This window comes from Vibrio hannami, from assembly GCF_029589055.1.
GTDB lineage: Bacteria > Pseudomonadota > Gammaproteobacteria > Enterobacterales > Vibrionaceae > Vibrio > Vibrio hannami.
In genome coordinates this window covers 1,687,108-1,704,958 of sequence record NZ_JARQZP010000003.1, presented here as the reverse complement: position 1 = coordinate 1,704,958, position 17,851 = coordinate 1,687,108, and the positions used below count along the sequence as shown (strand labels likewise).

Annotated in this window: 15 protein-coding genes; 7 read left to right on the top strand and 8 right to left on the bottom strand. The window is 43.7% G+C overall.

The annotated features are described in order from the left end of the window. Nucleotides 1-83 precede the first annotated feature (83 nt). Nucleotides 84-803, bottom strand: coding sequence for a FadR/GntR family transcriptional regulator (locus P7F88_RS09370; protein ID WP_277824004.1), 720 nt, complete (start codon nucleotides 801-803; stop codon nucleotides 84-86). A 302-nt stretch (nucleotides 804-1,105) separates the two neighbouring features. Between P7F88_RS09370 and P7F88_RS09365 the strand changes: the two genes are divergently transcribed. From P7F88_RS09365 to P7F88_RS09345, 5 genes are all read left to right on the top strand, one after another. After that, on the top strand, nucleotides 1,106-1,813 hold the full coding sequence (locus P7F88_RS09365; protein WP_277824002.1) for a DUF445 domain-containing protein: 708 nt from the start codon (nucleotides 1,106-1,108) through the stop codon (nucleotides 1,811-1,813). Between the two features lie 166 nt (nucleotides 1,814-1,979). Continuing rightward, entirely contained in the window at nucleotides 1,980-2,870 is an 891-nt protein-coding gene (locus P7F88_RS09360) for a hypothetical protein (RefSeq protein WP_277824000.1), read from the top strand. 174 nt (nucleotides 2,871-3,044) lie between these two features. Next, the gene (locus P7F88_RS09355) at nucleotides 3,045-3,941 is read left to right on the top strand and encodes a hypothetical protein (RefSeq protein ID WP_277823998.1); all 897 of its coding nucleotides are present in this window, start codon (nucleotides 3,045-3,047) and stop codon (nucleotides 3,939-3,941) included. A 4-nt stretch (nucleotides 3,942-3,945) separates the two neighbouring features. Then, nucleotides 3,946-4,146 carry a hypothetical protein gene (locus P7F88_RS09350; RefSeq protein WP_277823996.1) on the top strand — a complete coding sequence of 67 codons (201 nt, stop codon included), beginning with the start codon at nucleotides 3,946-3,948 and terminating at the stop codon, nucleotides 4,144-4,146. 41 nt (nucleotides 4,147-4,187) lie between these two features. Further along, nucleotides 4,188-4,829, top strand: a complete 642-nt coding sequence (locus tag P7F88_RS09345; protein ID WP_277823994.1) for a hypothetical protein — start codon at nucleotides 4,188-4,190, stop codon at nucleotides 4,827-4,829. Nucleotides 4,830-4,864: 35 nt separating this feature from the next. On the opposite strand, the gene P7F88_RS09340 is transcribed toward P7F88_RS09345, so the two are convergent. The 6 genes from P7F88_RS09340 to P7F88_RS09315 all read right to left on the bottom strand — a co-directional run bounded on the left by P7F88_RS09340 (nucleotide 4,865) and on the right by P7F88_RS09315 (nucleotide 13,550). After that, nucleotides 4,865-6,001: a DNA alkylation repair protein gene (locus P7F88_RS09340; RefSeq protein ID WP_277823992.1), complete on the bottom strand. Its 1,137-nt coding sequence runs from the start codon at nucleotides 5,999-6,001 to the stop codon at nucleotides 4,865-4,867. Between the two features lie 55 nt (nucleotides 6,002-6,056). After that, complete coding sequence (locus P7F88_RS09335; RefSeq protein ID WP_277824591.1) at nucleotides 6,057-6,530, bottom strand: Lrp/AsnC family transcriptional regulator; 474 nt, start codon at nucleotides 6,528-6,530, stop codon at nucleotides 6,057-6,059. Nucleotides 6,531-7,114: 584 nt separating this feature from the next. Continuing rightward, a complete protein-coding gene (gene putP / locus P7F88_RS09330) occupies nucleotides 7,115-8,608 on the bottom strand; it encodes a sodium/proline symporter PutP (RefSeq protein ID WP_277823990.1) in 1,494 nt (497 codons plus the stop codon). Nucleotides 8,609-8,695: 87 nt separating this feature from the next. Continuing rightward, nucleotides 8,696-9,391, bottom strand: coding sequence for a 1-pyrroline-5-carboxylate dehydrogenase (locus tag P7F88_RS09325; protein ID WP_277823988.1), 696 nt, complete (start codon nucleotides 9,389-9,391; stop codon nucleotides 8,696-8,698). Next, nucleotides 9,388-12,510 (bottom strand): bifunctional proline dehydrogenase/L-glutamate gamma-semialdehyde dehydrogenase PutA, encoded by a 3,123-nt coding sequence (gene putA, locus P7F88_RS09320; RefSeq protein WP_277823986.1) that lies wholly within the window; start codon nucleotides 12,508-12,510, stop codon nucleotides 9,388-9,390. The genes P7F88_RS09325 and putA overlap by 4 nt, the downstream gene beginning before the upstream one ends. Nucleotides 12,511-12,764: 254 nt before the next feature. Continuing rightward, entirely contained in the window at nucleotides 12,765-13,550 is a 786-nt protein-coding gene (locus P7F88_RS09315; protein ID WP_277823984.1) for an AraC family transcriptional regulator, read from the bottom strand. A 415-nt stretch (nucleotides 13,551-13,965) separates the two neighbouring features. Here P7F88_RS09315 and P7F88_RS09310 point away from each other — a divergent pair, with 415 nt between their 5' ends. Further along, nucleotides 13,966-15,066, top strand: a complete 1,101-nt coding sequence (locus tag P7F88_RS09310) for a PEGA domain-containing protein (RefSeq protein WP_277823982.1) — start codon at nucleotides 13,966-13,968, stop codon at nucleotides 15,064-15,066. A gap of 168 nt (nucleotides 15,067-15,234) precedes the next feature. Further along, nucleotides 15,235-17,055: an SUMF1/EgtB/PvdO family nonheme iron enzyme gene (locus tag P7F88_RS09305; protein WP_277823980.1), complete on the top strand. Its 1,821-nt coding sequence runs from the start codon at nucleotides 15,235-15,237 to the stop codon at nucleotides 17,053-17,055. Nucleotides 17,056-17,120: 65 nt separating this feature from the next. Here P7F88_RS09305 and pdxH read toward each other — a convergent pair whose 3' ends face one another. Further along, on the bottom strand, nucleotides 17,121-17,759 hold the full coding sequence (pdxH, locus tag P7F88_RS09300; protein WP_277823978.1) for a pyridoxamine 5'-phosphate oxidase: 639 nt from the start codon (nucleotides 17,757-17,759) through the stop codon (nucleotides 17,121-17,123). Nucleotides 17,760-17,851 lie beyond the last annotated feature (92 nt).

Sequence of the window (17,851 nt, the reverse complement as noted above, 5' to 3'; positions counted from 1 at the left end):
TTCCCCTAAAAAAACCAATGCCTTAGCATTGGTTTTATTCATTTAGCTATCGCTAAAACTACGTACGCTGATAAAGCAAACTATTAAGCAACTTCTTCCGGTAGTCGGTGCTTAGTTGCCTGAAGATGGCAAGCAGACGCATCACGAGCTTTATCCGCATCGCCAGCCATAATCGCGTTATAGATATCCTGATGCTCTTTAATACAGGTACTTCCCTCTTCCGAAGAGTAGCGAATAAAATTAACGAACATAGAAGTCAGAATATTACCGAATGGTAAGTAAAAGTCGTTACCTGTTGCAGAGAAGATTAATCTGTGGAATTTGATGTCAATTTTTGTCCATGCATCAGAGTCAAACTCTTCTGCGTTAGCCACTTCAGCCATCTGCTGGAAAACACTAGACAGTTCCATCCTTTGTTCAGCAGTGGCATTTCGCGCAGCCAATGCACAAGCTTCCGGCTCAATCGCTCTTCTTAAACCTAGGAATCGAATACAAAACTCATCGATATCCATCAAACCTTCCATCCACTCAATCAACTGAGAATCAAGGAAGTTCCAGTTAGCGCGTTCAACAACCTTTGTACCAATCTTAGGGCGAGATTCCAGAAGCCCCTTAGAGGTAAGAAGTTTAACCGCTTCACGCAGCGCTGTACGGCTGACGCCAAACTGCTCGCATAATGCCATCTCACCAGGAATGACACTACCCTCGGGTAGATCACCTGACAATATACTTCTGGCTATCTCTCTCGCTACCTGCACATGCAGGCTACGTTTCGATCCAGAAATCGCTCCGAAACTATTCAATGTATCGCTCCTACTATAATCATTATTATAAATATACTCTATTTGCCGGAAACTATCTTATTTCATAGTAACAATAATACAAGTGGTAGCTCCGCAAACGGTATAAATTAAATCTATTATCTAACCAAAGACTTTTTTGGAACGGCTACAGTACTTAAGAAAGTGTGAATCCCGCCCCAAAAGACATTAATGTCGGAACACTAACATAATATTGTAATATTTTTTGCGTTTTTACTCACACTTTCATTCTTCGGACAGATTCTCTAAAATCCCGCCAAATTTCATTTCTGACAGGTAGTAAAGTGAATAAGAACATAGCAACTAACCTCATTGCGTTGGCAGTACTCGCCATTGGTTACCAAACTTCTAACAACATCGTTTTGTATGCAGGACTCTTTGCGTTTTCAGGCGCAGTAACAAACTCACTAGCAATTCACATGCTATTCGAAAAAGTACCAGGACTATATGGCTCCGGTGTAATTCCTGCCCGCTTTGAAGAGTTCAAGGCGGCGATTAAGAACCTGATGATGAATCAGTTCTTTACCAACGAGAACATTGACAAGTTTCTGAGCAATGAAATGTCTGGCAGTGTGAAGTTAGAACTCGAACCAGTTATCAGCAAAATCGACTTTGAGCCAACATTCGACTCATTGGTTGAGGTTATTGCAAACTCATCTTTCGGTGGAATGCTAGCCATGTTTGGTGGAACAGACGCACTCCAGCCTCTAAAAGAACCATTTGTTCAAAAGATGAAGGAGTCTGTGGTTGAGATCAGCCAGAGCGGTAATGTTAAAGAGGCACTAAAAGAGCAGATGGAACAACCTCAGATGATGGGTGAAATTCAGGAAAATATCGAAAATATTATCGACCAACGCCTCAATGAACTTACTCCCAAGCTGGTTAAGCAAATGGTTCAGGATATGATCAAACAGCATCTTGGTTGGCTTATTGTGTGGGGCGGCGTATTTGGTGGCTTGATTGGCGTGGTTTCAGCTTTGATTTCTCAGTAGCTCTAGCATAGTAACAAAAAGCAGCACCGTTATACTCAAGTGACCTCAAGATACAGAACTCAGATCTACATCTTGAGGTTACTTGAGTATATGAGTGTTTAATCACACACCTCGCTATAGATTCCACTAAACTGTTCTTTACGCTTACGATGCTGAAGGAACAACAATGAAGCTTAGGAACCTTGGATTAGTCGCAGGTATATGCCTGGTAACGAGTGCTGCTTTTGCCAGTGATAACACCGCTAATAAATATAGTAATTTCACCCCAGAACAACTTCTAAACCTACCGCACGAGGAACTAAACTCAGAAGTTCCGACAAATTACACGCAGGCGGCACAGCTCGCTACCTCCCCATTTGGTGAAATCACATTTACCATGAACCTGAACACTCTTATGTATCCGGCTACAACGGATTTACAAGCCGCTGTAAAACAGTTTCAGATGGATTTAGATACAGAACCAACAGGGGTACTAACGATATCTGAAATAGAAACTTTGGGTTACAGAGCTTCTATGCAAAAACTGAGTCGTGTATTCTTCCCGAGCGAATTTTCCAGTAGTAAAAGTGATGTCTCTGCCCATATCAAGGGAACGGTAATGCTCCAGAATGATACTATTGCCTGGCCGGTTAATTATACGGAAATCAACTGCTACAAAGCCCAGAACTTCTGTTCACTTGGACAGATTTACCTTGTAATTCCAGACGAAGATTCATATTCCCAAAACTATCAGGTGGGCAAGTCAAAACCTGATTTCTTCACAATTACCGAATGGAAAGAGAATCAAATTATTGCAATTCCCGATTCAGGGGATAACTCAGATGATTGCGTGGCTGTAACTCTGGAACTGAATTTCAGCACACAAGAGTTTTATCTTCTGACTAAAAATGGGAATGGAGAGTGTGCACCGACCTTTGAAAAGCCGCAGATAGCTCAGGTTGTAGATGGCACTGCTATATATGATGCTGAGTTTACTAAGGTGAGTGACAAAGCCTTTAGTTTTCTATCCAGCCAATTTCAGGAAACCGTTAATAACATTGTAAAGGAGAGTAACTAACCCGCGGAACTAAAACGTAGGGTTCAAACGGTTATCGTTAATAAGTGTTACTTATTAACGATATAAAATACAATTATTACCATTTATAAACCAACTCAATAAAATTACCTGAGAAATTTCAGAAAAGGGAATGACTGAAAAACCAATATATTCAATCACTTTCAGGTAATAGACATGAACAAAAAAACTCTTTTAGCGCTAGCAATTGCAAGTTCTGTTGCTCTTGCTGGCTGCTCTTCATCTAACGATGCTGGTGGAAGCGACCATGATAATGACCACGTTGTTGACCGCCCGGTACCAGACCTGCCAGTAGACCGCCCTGAACCAGTAGACCCTGATTATGGATTCACTCCTGAAGATAGTGTTCCTGATCGCCCAGAACCGGATTTCGGTGATACACCTGACTGGGGGAATGTAATAGGCGACATCCATGTAGATGCTGACGGAGTGATCAGGTTTGAAGGTAATGAGTACCAAATCGTTGGTTATAGCGATATGGACCGTGAGTTCACTATCGTCAACTCTGATGGTGAAACTCTCTATGCCCGTATGCTTGATGACGGACGAGTTGGTGTAATCTATAACGGTCAAACCTTCTTTTTTAACGGTACTCGTTTTGCATTTACACCAGATTATGACTTCGGCGTAGGCACGGATCTAGATTACATTTCAAAAGATGATATCACCAATATCCTAAACCTACAGAAAGAACAAATTAAGCTCCTTAACCAGGATGAGTTGGTTGGAGAGTATCTAAAGTATGCATCAGGGATCCACTATAACCAGGAAAAAATGGAACAGGCTGCATACGATGTCGTGAGCCATTATCTCCTGTCTGACGATCAACTTGATGATCAGCATAAGCTTGGTCTGCTAGCGTTCTCGTTCAACGGAAACGTATCAATTGCGCACTCCATCGTCGTAGATGCGCTTAAGCACATTGATAACACTGCTACTGAAGCAGAGAAACAGAAGTTACTGAACTACGTTAATGGTCAGCTAAATACTAGTCACGAATCTGTGCAGCAACTTTACGAAGGTGTGCTACAAACATGGCCGAGATCTGCTTGACCGTATGGGAGTAGATGGAAAAGAAGGAAACCGCTATACCCTCGCCCTAATCAGGAACATTCAGCGTCATGGCTGGAATCATGTAAAAGGCAAGCTTGAAGAGCATATCCAGAACAACCCTCGCCCAATGATGATGAACACACCTCAACACAATGTTGATCAAAATCGTGTTCGCAGCACTATCCGCAACCGCGTGTCTCAATAATCACTAAATCATAGGCTCGGTTAGCCGAGCCCCTTTTCCAAATGAAAAAATTACTTATTTCTATACTAGGGCTATTGCCAGCTTTCGCTAATGCTGGACTAAGCTTCAGCTACTCAGAAGAAGTGATTGAGTTGGGATACTCTGTAGATATTAAGGATAATTCGTACCTGTATGTAGGTGCAGACACTTCGAACTGGTTTGCGGTCGGATATGGTTATTCACACCTGTTCGAGTCTTATACCAGAGTTGCTGGATATTACGAATTTGCACAGTGGGACAACATACTGCTTGGAGATTTTGGTGTAAAAACTAAAAGCAATCTGCTCGATTTATCTATATCGCAGTTTTTTATGAACTCAAGCGTCAAGCTTGGGGGAAAGTATGAGCTTATTGATGACAGTGGTTGGGAGTTTGAAGCCGGAGATAAGCGTTCCATCTATACCGGATATAGTTACTACTTCGATAAATGGTATTTGAGCTCAACTTATACTCATTCACTAAGAACGTTTAGTGACGAGCTTTGGGGGGATAGTGACAGCGACTTCCGCTCTAATGAGGTTGAACTAACGGTTGGTGTTGGAAATATCTGGAAAATGTCCCCTTATCTAAAAACGACAGCGTATAAGTCTCAAGGGCAAGAAACACATTATAGCTGGAGTTTAGGTGGTAGTTTTACGTGGTAATCAACTAAAAGTAATTGCCAGCAAAAGTACCAAGACTAGGTGGTTGGCATCACCAGCTCAAACGCATTTTCTGCTACCACTTCTCCGTTGATCTGCAACTCAACTTTATGTACACCCGGGTAATAAACACGAGTCGTAATAGGCTTGATGGTGTGTTTCTTTTTGAAAGAGAGAGTTTTGCCAGGTTTAAGATCAACGACTTTCCACTTAAAGACTTTCTCCGAAGTGGTGCCATTGGCTTTTTGATGATGAACGATATAGTCAACCATCAGAGGCTGAGTGTTACCTGAATCAGAGGTAATGCTCGCTGTTAACTCAATGGCACCACCAAAAATAAGCTGAGTATCAGATAGCATCAGAGTACAAGAAGATAGCTCTGCGCCATCGTAACCAAGTGCTTTTAACGCGCCTTTATGACCCGATTTAATCAACGTACGACAGGCATGACGAACTAGCTTTTGCCTTTCTTTACTAGCCTTAACCAACCAGTTTTCGGCTATCTCTGTCACCAGTTCGGGATGATCTTTGCTGATATCATTCAGGTTATTGGCAACTGAGCGGCGAACATACTCGCTCGGATCGTCTTTTAATTTTTCGAGAATTGGCAATATCGGCAGAGGATCCTGAACAAACTTTTGGAGTTTCATTCCCCAGGGTAGTCTTGGCCTTGTACCCTCACTGGCTAACCTGCGAACATGTTCGTTTTCATCATTCGCCCAATCATGCACATATGTAAGGGTTTCTTGCGTCTGCTCATCCAGAAACGGACGAATAGCAAACTCGGAGCTAAAGCGTTTAGTCATCTCTTTTAAGAGCTGCATCGAAAGGCCAAACTGCTCTTTACCGTTACGAGCAACATAATCTGCAAGTGGCATAATGACCCAGCCAGCCAACCCCTCTTTTGTGATTCCGCTTTCTATCGCGCTATCATCGAGCTCTTTTCCCAGTGACTCTAACAATATACTTCCTGACTGCTTAAAATCATTGGGAAGAAATACTTTCAGCTGAGTACATATCAAATCGCTACGCTGCTTTAGCTCAAGGGACTCAAGACTAGCATTAACAGTATTGATAAATCCCTTTTTATCGAAGCTGCGATCAACACGATGCAAACGATTAGCCATATCGCAAACTAGTTTAGGGTTGAGTACATTTTTAAAAGGTTCTGCCATCGATCGTTACCTGCAACTTCGATTTTACACTGTAAACCAAGAACTGGAGTTTAAGCTAGATTTGTTCCGGATTAATACCAAAGCTGGTTTTGTGCTCCTGTATCACCACTTCGCTTCGGGTTTGAATCACGCCGGGTAAACTGCCAAGCTTTACCGACATAAACGCTTGATACGCTTTCATATCCTTAACCCTGACTTTGATCATGGCATCAAAGTCACCTGATAGTGAGTAACACTCTTCTATTTCCGGCATTAAATCGACTTCTTTTGCAAACTTATCAAAAACAGAAAAGCTGGATTGATCAAGGCGGATATGGATAAAAACCTGTACATCCAGCCCGAGTTTCTCTGCATTGAGTTCTGCGTGATACCCCTTGATAAAGCCTTCTTTTTCTAGGCGCTTAACTCTGTCTGAACATGGGGATGTGGTGAGGTGAACTTGCTTAGCAAGCTCTACCATTGAAATTCTTCCTTTGGAATGTAGGACTCTTAATATTTCCAGATCTGTCCTGTCTAGTGTACCTGCCATAAATCGCGCTATATCCGTATATCGTACAGCAAACTTACGCGACAGAATGGAGCTTGTAAACAGCATTAGCACTCTAAATATGTTGCCCCTGAAAAAGCAACTCCTGCGGCTTTATACCTGAAATTAGCTGATTTGTACGCCGATATGGTTAGATTGAGTCATAGCCGTGTCTGAAGAATCAACCATAAAGTTTTGACAGTTACATGTTCGGCAATAGTGTTGGGGTTCCATTTTGTAGTAGTGCTTACCTGTGACTATCTGTCCAAAAAAATCAGTGCATTTTTTTGTAAAGGAGACAGTCTCTTCTACGTTGCGGCGCATAACAGATTTGTGATGAGTTATCTGTTTGCACGTCTGGCAATATAGCTCAGGCATTTTTGGGAACCTCGTCAATAATTCTGGGTAAAAAGTTAAAGAATGAGCCTGATAATAATGTAAATAATCCATGCGTTTGCGTGCATTGAGCAAAAAAGAGACAAGAAAACGAAAAAAAATCAGAAAACTTAATCTTCATCACAAAAAATAAGCCCCTGGTCAAACCAGAGGCTTAGTGATTACTTTATCGTCAAAACTAACTGTTTTTATTACTCAAGTTCTACAAGCTTGCGCTCAAACTCTTCGTGCTGATCCAAAACCTCTTTTTCTGGAGAACCAGAAACAAGGCTTACTGCTACGATTGCGATAGTAGAGAAGATAATACCCGGTACAATCTCGTACACATCGAACCAGCCGCCTGACAATTGCTTCCAGATAACGATAGTTACACCACCAACCAGAATACCCGCAAGCGCACCATTACGATTCATTTTAGGCCAGTACAAGCTCAGTATCATTGCAGGACCAAACGCCGCACCAAAGCCAGCCCAGGCGTAAGATACAAGTCCCAGTACCGAGCTTTCAGGGTTTGCAGCCAGTACCGCAGCAATAACAGATAGCACAACTACACCAATACGACCTACTTGAACAACCTGCTCAGAAGAAGCCTCTTTGTTGATCAACTGCTTGTAGAAATCTTCTGCCAGCGCAGATGAAGAAACCAGTAGCTGAGAATCCGCTGTACTCATAATAGCCGCCAGGATCGCAGCCAGAAGAATACCGGCGATAACCGGGTGGAACATGGCATTAACCAGAACCATAAAGATCTTCTCACCATCCGCTAAACCTTCAGAAGCACCATTGGTGATGTATACCAGGCCAACAACACCCACCAACATCGCACCTAGCATACTGATACCCGACCAAATAACAGCGATACGACGGGCAGTTGTCAGATCTTTATTAGTACGTGATGCCTTGAAACGAGCAAGGATATGAGGCTGACCAAAGTAACCAAGCCCCCATGCAGCAAGAGATATAATGGCGATTGCAGAAAGAGGCTCACCTTTTGAATCATTCCATAGAGTTAATAGCTCTGGATTAATGGTTTCAAGATCGGTAACCAACTGACCAAATCCGCCTTCCATCGCGGCAATTGGCACAATCAGTAGCGCTGCCGCCATCAACAGACCCTGAACAAGGTCAGTCCAGGAAACCGCTAAGAATCCACCGAATAGGGTATAAGATACAACACACACTGTACCGATAATCAACGCAGTGGTGTAATCAAGCCCAAATACTGTTTCAAACAATTTACCACCTGCTACTAAACCAGAGCTGGTATAGAACAGGAAGAAAAGGAGAATGAAAAAGGCTGAAATTGTCTGAATCAGTTTAGAGTTATCGGCAAAGCGACGAGACAGGAACTCAGGCACAGTCAGAGCATTCGTCGTGATACTGTAAGTTCTTAAACGTTTCGCACTCAATGCCCAGTTTGCCCACGTACCCAATAATAGGCCACCAGCTAACCAAAACGCTTCGATACCCGCAGCATATGCGTAACCCGGAAGCCCAAGAAGAAGCCAACCACTCATATCAGATGCGCCAGCGGAAAGCGCTGCCGGCCATGGCCCTAAAGATCGGCCACCCAAAAAGTAATCACTTGAGCTGGACGTTCTTTTGTAAGCAACGTAACCAATCACAAGCATCATAATCAAATAAGCAACAAAGGTTGCTGTAATAGCAAAGCTATTTACACTCATTAAAATTTTCCTCTATTTTTTATTCTTCCGTGCCCCCTCAAACCGAGGGGGAGAGCAAGAAAAGGTGAGATAAATGCACCGGTAGAATTAGTTTCCGCCTAACTCCAGCAACGATGCGTTACCGCCCACCGCGGTAATATTGATGGTGCGAGTTCGCTCTGTAACAAAGCGAAGCACCAGATTAGGATCCTGAGACATTTGTAGCGCTTCAGGATCCGTTTCAGACACAAGCGCCACGATGGCACCTGAACGAGTCGCAAGCTGCTTATTAACTTCCTGTTCAGCTTGCTTATTTCCCACCAATGCTGCAGCTCTGATATCCATTTGCAGCAGGCGCTTATAGCTATCATATGGACATAGCTGGATCAGATTGGCAGGTAATTTAGATGCATCGATAGCAGTGCTGAAAGAACGATTAAGCTCATCACTGTCGCTGCATAGAATGACACTATTCCCGGCACTTAATATTGCACCTAATAGAGCTCCGATAGTTTGAAAGACAGCTTTCTGGTTTTGAGAGTCAGCAGACTCCACAATCAATAGTGCAACTCCACGGCCAGAAAGATAAAGCTCGTTAGTTTCACCTGTAGGTCCGGGCATCAGGCTCACTTCAGCACAACGAGGCAGAGCGTGTGCCAACTGATAGCGAAACCCTTGATTGGTATTCTCTGGTAGCATTTCGGCGAATGCATATAAGTGCTCGCTGACAAAATCTGACTCAGAAAGATTCCAGGTTTTACCCGCGATCACCGCATCAGAAAAACACGTGACTAAATGACTCATAACACCTCTCCTTGCGCGTAAACCGTTTTGGTAAATCGGAATAAATAATTCGGGCCGCCCGCTTTTGGACCGGTACCGGATAGCCCTTGACCACCAAATGGCTGCACGCCAACAACAGCACCAACCTGATCCCGGTTGATATAGCAGTTACCCACCTGAGCGGTTTTTTCAATCCAGCGGTAAGTTGTCTCATTCCGGCTGTGCACACCCATCGTCAGGCCAAATCCCGTGTTATTGATGTCTTCAATCACCTTAGAGAGATTCTTAGCCTTGTAACGAACGATATGCAGAATTGGCCCGAACTGTTCTTCTGTCAGGCAAGAGATATCATCGATTTCAATTGCAGTAGGCTCGACAAAATCACCCTGAGAGCACTCATCTCCAAGAGATAGCTGTTTAACCAGCTTCTGACTCTTCGTCATCGCATTGATATGGGCCAGTAGCTTCTGTTTCGCGGCTTTATCTATCACCGGGCCAACATCCGTTTTATGCAAGTAAGGAGTACCAACACTCAGCTCTTCCATAGCACCCTGGATCAGTGTAATAACTCGATCTGCAATATCTTCCTGCACAAACAGAACACGCAGCGCTGAACATCTCTGCCCTGCAGAAGCAAAAGCAGAGCGAAGTACATCTCTCACAACCTGTTCAGGCAATGCTGTACTATCAACGATCATCGCATTCTGCCCGCCAGTCTCAGCGATTAACGGAACAGGTTCGTTTTCTCTCTCAGCGAGCGTTGCGTTGATCTTTTGCGCAGTGCCTGTCGAGCCAGTAAAAGCAACACCTGCGACACTAGGATGAGAAGTCAGCGCCGCACCAATATCAACCCCTTTACCAGGTAGTAGTTGCGCAACCCCATCCGGGAATCCCGCTTTCTTGATTAGCTCAAATGCTTTTGCTGCAATCAGACAAGTTTGCTCTGCTGGTTTAGCAATCACGGTATTTCCGGCTATTAATGCAGCAGAGATCTGCCCCAAAAAAATAGCCAGCGGGAAGTTCCAGGGGCTAATACAGACAAAGACCCCTCGTCCCTTTTGACTGACACTTAATACTTGATCATTCAGACCAGAGACGGTTTGGGGCGTAAATACATGATCCTGTTTTGCGTAAAAGCGGCAAAAATCGATCGCCTCCCGTACTTCATCGATACTGTCATGTATGGTTTTTCCGGCTTCGTGGTGACATAAAGCCACTAGTTCTGCCAGATTCTCCTGCAGAAGATCCGCGAGGTTATTTAGACAAACCGCTCTTTCAGCAACTGGGATCCGGTTCCAGGCTGTAAATTTATTCTCTGCAATCGCAAATGCTTCGGAAACATGATCAAGGGTGGCGTAACCCACTCTTCCGACCGTTTTACTCCGATCATACGGAGCAGTGATCACTTCAGAAGCATCTTCATCCTTGATCATCGTTCCGGAAATGGCAGTTCCGTTGATCACCGGACTAGCGAACCAGGTGCTATTTAAGTAAGCGTTCACTTCCTTTTCAAAAGGCTCTAGTTCACTATCTATATCAACATTAACTCCAGCAGAGTTCAGGCGTTCAGAGAAGATAGCAGGTGGTAAAGGAATCTTATCGTTGTGCAACGTATCCATCGAAAGCAGCGCATCGACCGGATGTTGAGTTAAAGACTCAATTGGGCATCGGGCATCGACTAAACGATGAACAAACGAACTGTTGGCCCCATTTTCTAACAGCCTTCTAACCAGATAAGGCAATAGATCTTTATGGTTTCCAACTGGTGCATAGATACGCACATCGCAACGGTAGGCCTCACGGACATGGTTGTATAGCGACTCACCCATACCATGCAGGCGCTGGAATTCGAATTCATTATGAGCAGCCATTACCGAAATGGCAGTAACCGTTTGAGCATTGTGACTGGCAAATTGAGGATAGATATTACCCCTTACATGCTCACTAAGAAGGAATCTTGCACATGCTAAATAAGAAACATCTGTCGCCTCTTTGCGGGTAAATACCGAGTATCTTTCGTAACCAGACTGCTGAGCCCATTTTATTTCACTATCCCAGTAAGCGCCTTTCACCAGACGCACGGGGATTAAATCGCCCTGCTCTTTTGCCAGTGTTGTAAGCCATGTAAGAACTGGTAATGCTCGCTTGGAATAAGTTTGTACAACAAGGCCAAACTTACCCCATCCTTTTGATGTTTCACTACGATACAGCTTTTCGAATAATCTTAGCGATAGCTCAAGCCTGTCCATCTCTTCGGCATCGATGGTAATAGCAACATCTAACTCTCGAGCCTTTTTAATCAGGTTCTGTATTGTGCCATAGAGCTCTGTCATCACTCGCTCTTCGCAGGCTACTTCATAACGCGGATGCAGAGCAGAAAGCTTAATAGAAACAGAAGCACTTGATTGAAGCGAAGAAGCTCCAATCGACTCAATAGCAGACAGGTAATCACGGAAGTATTTATCCGCATCGGCTGTCGTTAATGCCGCTTCTCCTAGCATATCGTAAGAGTGTCTATAGCCGCTCTCGGTATTTTTTTTACCGTTATCCTGCGCTTCTTTAATGGTTCTGCCCAGTACAAACTGGTGGCCCATGATCTTCATTGCCTGATGCATCGCCTGACGAATCACCGGCTCAGACATCTTATTTACCAGCCTATTAACGGCTTTTGCAGGAGACTGGTTTTTCTCATCCGCCAGACCGACAACTTTACCGGTAAGCATCAGCCCCCAGGTGGAAGCATTAACAAAAACCGAATCAGAGTTCTGTAGGTGAGACTTCCAGTCTGCGACACTTAACTTATCCCTGATTAATGCATCTGCAGTATGGCTATCTGGTATTCTCATCAGGGCTTCAGCCAGACACATAAGCAAGATGCCTTCCTGGGTATCAAGGCTGTATTCGAGCAACAGCGCGTCTATCATCTGAATAGAGTTTTTGTCTGCCCGAATAGTTTCAATAAGCGATGCAGTTTTTTGTTCTATTACCTTTTTCTCAGTATCCGTTGGTGTTGCCAGGGGTAATAATTCTTCAAGCCAACTTGTTTCATCCACCATATACAATGGCGAGATCAACGCCCAAAGTTGTTGAAGCGGTTGCTCCGTAAACTCTGGATTCAACACGTTAGTCGCTTTAAACATGTGATCTCCTTATTCACCTTCATCTTTGAAGGATTGTGTACATGGTGAGCAGTGTATTTTGCTGATGTCGACAATAGTTGTCAAAAACTCCGCAATTTTTGTCAAAAAGCCGTTTTTATAACAATATATAAACAATCTCACAAACTTATATAAACCATTTTGGTGCATTTTTCCGGACAAATGCGTTATGTAAATGCAGCAAAGTGACATTTGGCCTCAGCATCAGAGAAATAAGCTCCGTTACGGAAGCATGATCAAGAGAACTGTTTTTTGTATTGAGAGGGAGATAAACCCGTTAAACGGGAAAAAGTGTGGGTAAATGCACTTTGATTAGAGAAGCCACTAAGCTCTGCAATATGAGCGAGATTAAACGCACCCTGTTCTATCAGGGATTTGGCAAGATCGACTCTTTTATTTAACACATACTGGTGTGGTGTCATTCCAGTTTGTTGCTTAAACAACAGATGAAACTGACTTTCTCCTAAAAAAACACTACCCGCCAATTGGGTAACGGATATTTTTCGGCTGAGGTGGCTTTCAATATATTGATCAATCACATCCATATCCAGCCGTTGTGGCATTACAGAAAGCTGTAGCCCAGACGTATGTCTGCAAATCAACGCCATCACCGTATCATTACAGGCTCGGCTTAGTATCTGATCCTCTGGACTAGCTTGCATTTCCAGTACCAGCATATGAATAAGTTGCCGGATCTGGGAATCCAACTGGAAGTAGATATCAGAGCGTGACAGCTCATTGATACGTTCTAGAAAAGAAGCGTGGATGTCGAGCCTGGAATGTAAATTGAGAACCAGAATGTCTGACCTTCCAACAACGCCGCCGAAAGCATGATCAAGGCCAGCGGTAACGACACACCCTTGTCCCGGGCCTATATAGTTACCTACTCCGCTTACATCAAACTCTGCTTTACCGTTTAAACCAATCACCACCTGAGCATAGTCGTGATCATGACAATCCATATAGGAGGGTAATGTCACTATCTCAGCAGGTTTGGGAAGTGGTATCTCGATATCTTTCATGCACTAACTATAGCAGGCCTGTTTTCTGGTCAAATACTCAAGTACTCTCAAGTCGCGCTAGTGTACTTCCCTGCCTTTAGCGTAGTCAAAGATTAGCTAAAATATGCAGGTATCTTTGCGATTGGCATTACCGGAACAATGATCAAGTGCACATTAATTACGGTCAATGCTTGCTCAATTTTTTATATAGACAAAGATAACGTTGAATAACTATTGTAAATAGCTCAAAAAATGAGATATTTTTTTATATCTGTAAGACAAAGGTGTTATGCTCTTGTCGTTATGAAAAAATAGAGTGATGGCTGTATTAGTATGGACTATTTATACGGTTATCAAATAAGCTCACGGGAATATTCCTCCATGGATTAACGGAGGGATTGATGTTTTGAAATGTAATTTGTAATTGCAGGAACCTATGATCACACGCCGTATCCCAGCGCTCCTACTCGCGCTAACACCTTTTTGGTCAGCGGTATCAATTGCAGCAGATGATGTACAGCAAGTAGATCCTGTTGTCGCTATTGACGGTAAACTAGACCAAAAGAAAGCAGACATAGACGCTGTTAACAAAGAGTTTGAAGAAGAGTCAACAAATCTGAAGCGCCTGAAAAACGAAGGGGACACCCTTAAGCGTGAAGGCTCAGATCTGCAGGCAAAAAGAAATCGAAGTAAATCCGCTCTGGATAAGCAATATTCTCGTCTTCTGGATGATCCTGATACCGACTTAACCAGTTTCCAGAAAGAGTACCAGCAAGCCTGGGCTTCAGTGAAAGAAAATCAATCTCTGTTGCTAAACAACAGCCAGGAAATCACTGAAAGTGAAATGCGCCTTTCTCAGATCAAACAGAAAAAAGCACGCTTCACTAATGAGTATGAAAACCTGAAAGAATCTCGAATCGAGGCTCGTGTTAAACGTCTGGCTGCTGAACTGCGTGAAAGTGATGTTCTTGAAACAAGCTACACAACAACTTGTTCGACAACAATGACACTTGGTGAGTGTGCGAATCAGGGCAAATACCTGACTAAGCAAAAAGCCGTTAAGACATTCAAAGCGAAGCTGCTTGATAGCCTTACTGAATCTAACGTTGCGAAGCAAAATCTGGATGGTGTTCAACTAAACATCCACGTTCAGGAAAGCCAGCTTATCAAGAGCGGGTTCTCTGGCAACAACTCTTACGCGACTCAGATGCAAGCTCAGTTGCAGGCAAAACCTGAAGCGACAGCAGCATGTAAACTGCTAAACGTTGAATCACGTTACTGCTTGAAGGGTCAATCTAAGAGCTCTTCAAACAAAGATAAGCAGTGGGCAAACGTAACGGTTCGTTCTGATCAGTACAACGATTCTGTAACCATCAACGGTGTAAAATATGGCAGCACTCCGGTCGAGCTAGTTTTACCAGCAGGCAGACACCAGGTAACTGTGTCGAAAGAAGGTTATGAGACATATAACCGTGTGATTACAATTAATGGCAACGACACGGTATGGGTGAAGCTACTACCAAGTAAAAAGAGTTAACCCATGATTATTTAAGGTAAAAATCGTTTGAATATATGCCTTAACTCACAATCCTGATCTTAAAACACCATTTTGTCTATTATCAATTAACGATAATTTCTGACAAAATGGTGTTTTCGTATAGAATGGTCAGATTGCCCGATTAATCAATTAAGTAGTATTAAAACGATGCGACAAGGTTTACATGGATTACTGTTGGCGCTTTCGCCCTGTTTATTCACTGCAGGTGCATTAGCCGCAGAAGAACCAACGACAGTGGTGAGCATAGAAAGTGCGCTATTTTCTAAGCAAACAGAGATGGATGAATCATCTAAAAAGGTATCCGCTAAGAAAGCGGAAATCAGAGCTGCCCAGGACGAGCAGTCACTTTTGGAGAAACAAGCCGCTCATCTGGATAAGAAGCTAGAAGAAACAAAAACTGCATTAGATAGAGACTATGGCCGCCTAGTCGATGAGCCTCTATTCGACCTTCGCCCCAGTCAGGGCGCTTATCAGGACGCTTGGGCAAGCGTTAAACAGAATCAACAAGAACGTCTTACCAAAGAGCAAGAGATTCAAGAGTTCTATGCTGAGTTGAGCTTAATTGAAGCTGAGCAGAAAAAACTTAAATCCGATGTAGAAGCTCTGGAAGAAGACCGGGTTCGAGCGAGAGTTGAACGACTTCGCTCAGAACTAAAACCTCAGATGACCCTTCCAGTTAGCTTTACCAATGTATGTAGCGAAGACATGACATTAGCCGCATGTAATGAGCAAACTAAGAACCTTGGCCTGCAAAAAGCGGTGAACCAGTTCCAGAACAAGCTTGTTGAAGAGACAACAGAATCCAAAATTGTTAATCGAAACCTTTCTTCTACCACTCTTAACATTCATGTTGTCGGGCAAAAGATGACAAAATCTGGCTTCTACGACGGCTTGCGTTACCGAACCATTATGGACGTTAGCATGGAAGCAAGGCCTGCTAAGAACGTGCCATGTAAGCTACTTAACGTGGAATCTAAATACTGTTTTGATCAGGGCGAGGCTCCATCAGACAGCTTACAGCAGAAAGAAGTTCAGTGGGTAACTCTAACAGTACGTTCAAACCAGTATCAGGATAATGTTGCTATTGATGGTGTGAATTACGGCAATACCCCTGTGGATATCATGCTGCCTGTAGGCTCTCATATGATCACAGTAGAGAAAGAGGGCTATCGTTCTTTCCATCAGGAACTAAAGATCAACTCAGATCATAACCTTCGAGCAGTTCTAAGAGAGAAAGAAAACCTCCCTCATTCTGGACGGATTTTCGCAGATGCTCTGGCAAACAAAATGAAAGCGCCGGAAATGGTGGTGATTGGTTCTGGCCAGTACTTGATTGGTGAAAATGGTTCAACTCAGGTAAACATCAACAAAGCATTTGCACTTTCTTCAACGCCTATTACCGTCGGTCAGTTTGAACGTTTTGTTAACGCAACAAACTATCAAACCGATGCAGAGCTTAAGAAGATTTGCATTACCGTTGAAGACTCGCAAATTATACCAATTACAGACAGCTACTGGAGAAACCCTGGATTTAAGCAATCGGCAGACTCTCCAGCAGTATGTATCAGTCAGGCTGATGCTCATGCATATGCCCGATGGCTAACCCGACAAACCGGCTATAAATATCGCCTACCAAGCGAAACGGAGTGGGAAGTTGCTGCAAGAGCAGGTACCAAAACAGCCTACTGGTGGGGTAACTCATTTGGCGCAGGTCAGGCCAACACTGGTTGGGGCGGCACTAAGTGGTCTAACGTCAGCACATCTCCGGTAAGAACATTCGCCCCTAATAGCTTCGGTCTGTACGACATGGTTGGTAACGTTTGGGAATGGATCGACGATAAGCGTGGTGTAACTAAAGGTGGCGCATGGAGCTTCTCTCCAAACCAGGCTTCTGCGCATAGCCGACTATTTGTAGCTCCAAATACTTCTGCAAACTATGTTGGTTTTAGAATCCTAAGGGAGCTATAAAATCAGCTAATGAACAAATAGAAACGCACTGCCTAAGTTATATAGTAAGCAGTGCGTTTTTTGTTTTAAGGCGCTAAGCGATCAACAGACCACTTTTCGTCAGACTCTTTGGTATATACGAATCTGTCGTGAAGTCGGTGCTCGCCACCCTGCCAGAACTCAATCGCCTCAGGACGCACCCGGAAACCACCCCAGAACGTCGGTACAGGGATTTCCCCCTTAGCAAACTTCTGCTTTAGCTCAAGAAACTTACCTTCCAGCATTCCTCTGGTGGAGATACGGCTACTCTGCTTACTCGCCCATGCCGCCAGCTGGCTCTCTTTAGGACGTGAAGTAAAGTACTTAATATTCTCTGCAGCAGATAGCTTTTCAGCCACACCGTTTATATGCACCTGGCGTTCAATTGAGTGCCACGGAAAATGAAGACTGATGTTTGGGTTCTCCCCCAACTCTATGGCTTTACGGCTGCCAAGGTTGGTATAAAAAACAAAACCCTGATGATCGACGTTTTTAAGCAGGACAATTCTCTGTGACGGCTGCCCTTGTGCGTTTACAGTTGCCACAGTCATTGCTGTCGGATCAGGCAAATTGGCATCTACAGCCTGTTTTAGCCAGGCATTAAATTGCTCAATCGGATCTTCATTTAAGTCTTTCCGGCGAAGCCCACCACGGGTGTATTCCCGTCGAATATCAGCAAGTTCCATGTTCTGCTCCTCAAAATTTTTGTTGATTGTGCGCTGATATCCGGATGAAAACAAGGCGTTATATGGAAACAGTCACCACGCATGTATAACTA

What these genes read in the sequence shown, in the direction of transcription:
- putP (WP_277823990.1), bottom strand. Translation starts at nt 8,608, where the DNA reads ATGAGTGTAAATAGCTTTGCTATTACAGCAACCTTTGTTGCTTATTTG.
- pdxH (WP_277823978.1), bottom strand. Translation starts at nt 17,759, where the DNA reads ATGGAACTTGCTGATATTCGACGGGAATACACCCGTGGTGGGCTTCGC.
- P7F88_RS09305 (WP_277823980.1), top strand. Translation starts at nt 15,235, where the DNA reads ATGCGACAAGGTTTACATGGATTACTGTTGGCGCTTTCGCCCTGTTTA.
- P7F88_RS09350 (WP_277823996.1), top strand. Translation starts at nt 3,946, where the DNA reads ATGGGAGTAGATGGAAAAGAAGGAAACCGCTATACCCTCGCCCTAATC.
- P7F88_RS09360 (WP_277824000.1), top strand. Translation starts at nt 1,980, where the DNA reads ATGAAGCTTAGGAACCTTGGATTAGTCGCAGGTATATGCCTGGTAACG.
- P7F88_RS09340 (WP_277823992.1), bottom strand. Translation starts at nt 6,001, where the DNA reads ATGGCAGAACCTTTTAAAAATGTACTCAACCCTAAACTAGTTTGCGAT.
- P7F88_RS09345 (WP_277823994.1), top strand. Translation starts at nt 4,188, where the DNA reads ATGAAAAAATTACTTATTTCTATACTAGGGCTATTGCCAGCTTTCGCT.
- P7F88_RS09310 (WP_277823982.1), top strand. Translation starts at nt 13,966, where the DNA reads ATGATCACACGCCGTATCCCAGCGCTCCTACTCGCGCTAACACCTTTT.
- P7F88_RS09325 (WP_277823988.1), bottom strand. Translation starts at nt 9,391, where the DNA reads ATGAGTCATTTAGTCACGTGTTTTTCTGATGCGGTGATCGCGGGTAAA.
- P7F88_RS09355 (WP_277823998.1), top strand. Translation starts at nt 3,045, where the DNA reads ATGAACAAAAAAACTCTTTTAGCGCTAGCAATTGCAAGTTCTGTTGCT.
- P7F88_RS09335 (WP_277824591.1), bottom strand. Translation starts at nt 6,530, where the DNA reads ATGGCAGGTACACTAGACAGGACAGATCTGGAAATATTAAGAGTCCTA.
- P7F88_RS09315 (WP_277823984.1), bottom strand. Translation starts at nt 13,550, where the DNA reads ATGAAAGATATCGAGATACCACTTCCCAAACCTGCTGAGATAGTGACA.
- putA (WP_277823986.1), bottom strand. Translation starts at nt 12,510, where the DNA reads ATGTTTAAAGCGACTAACGTGTTGAATCCAGAGTTTACGGAGCAACCG.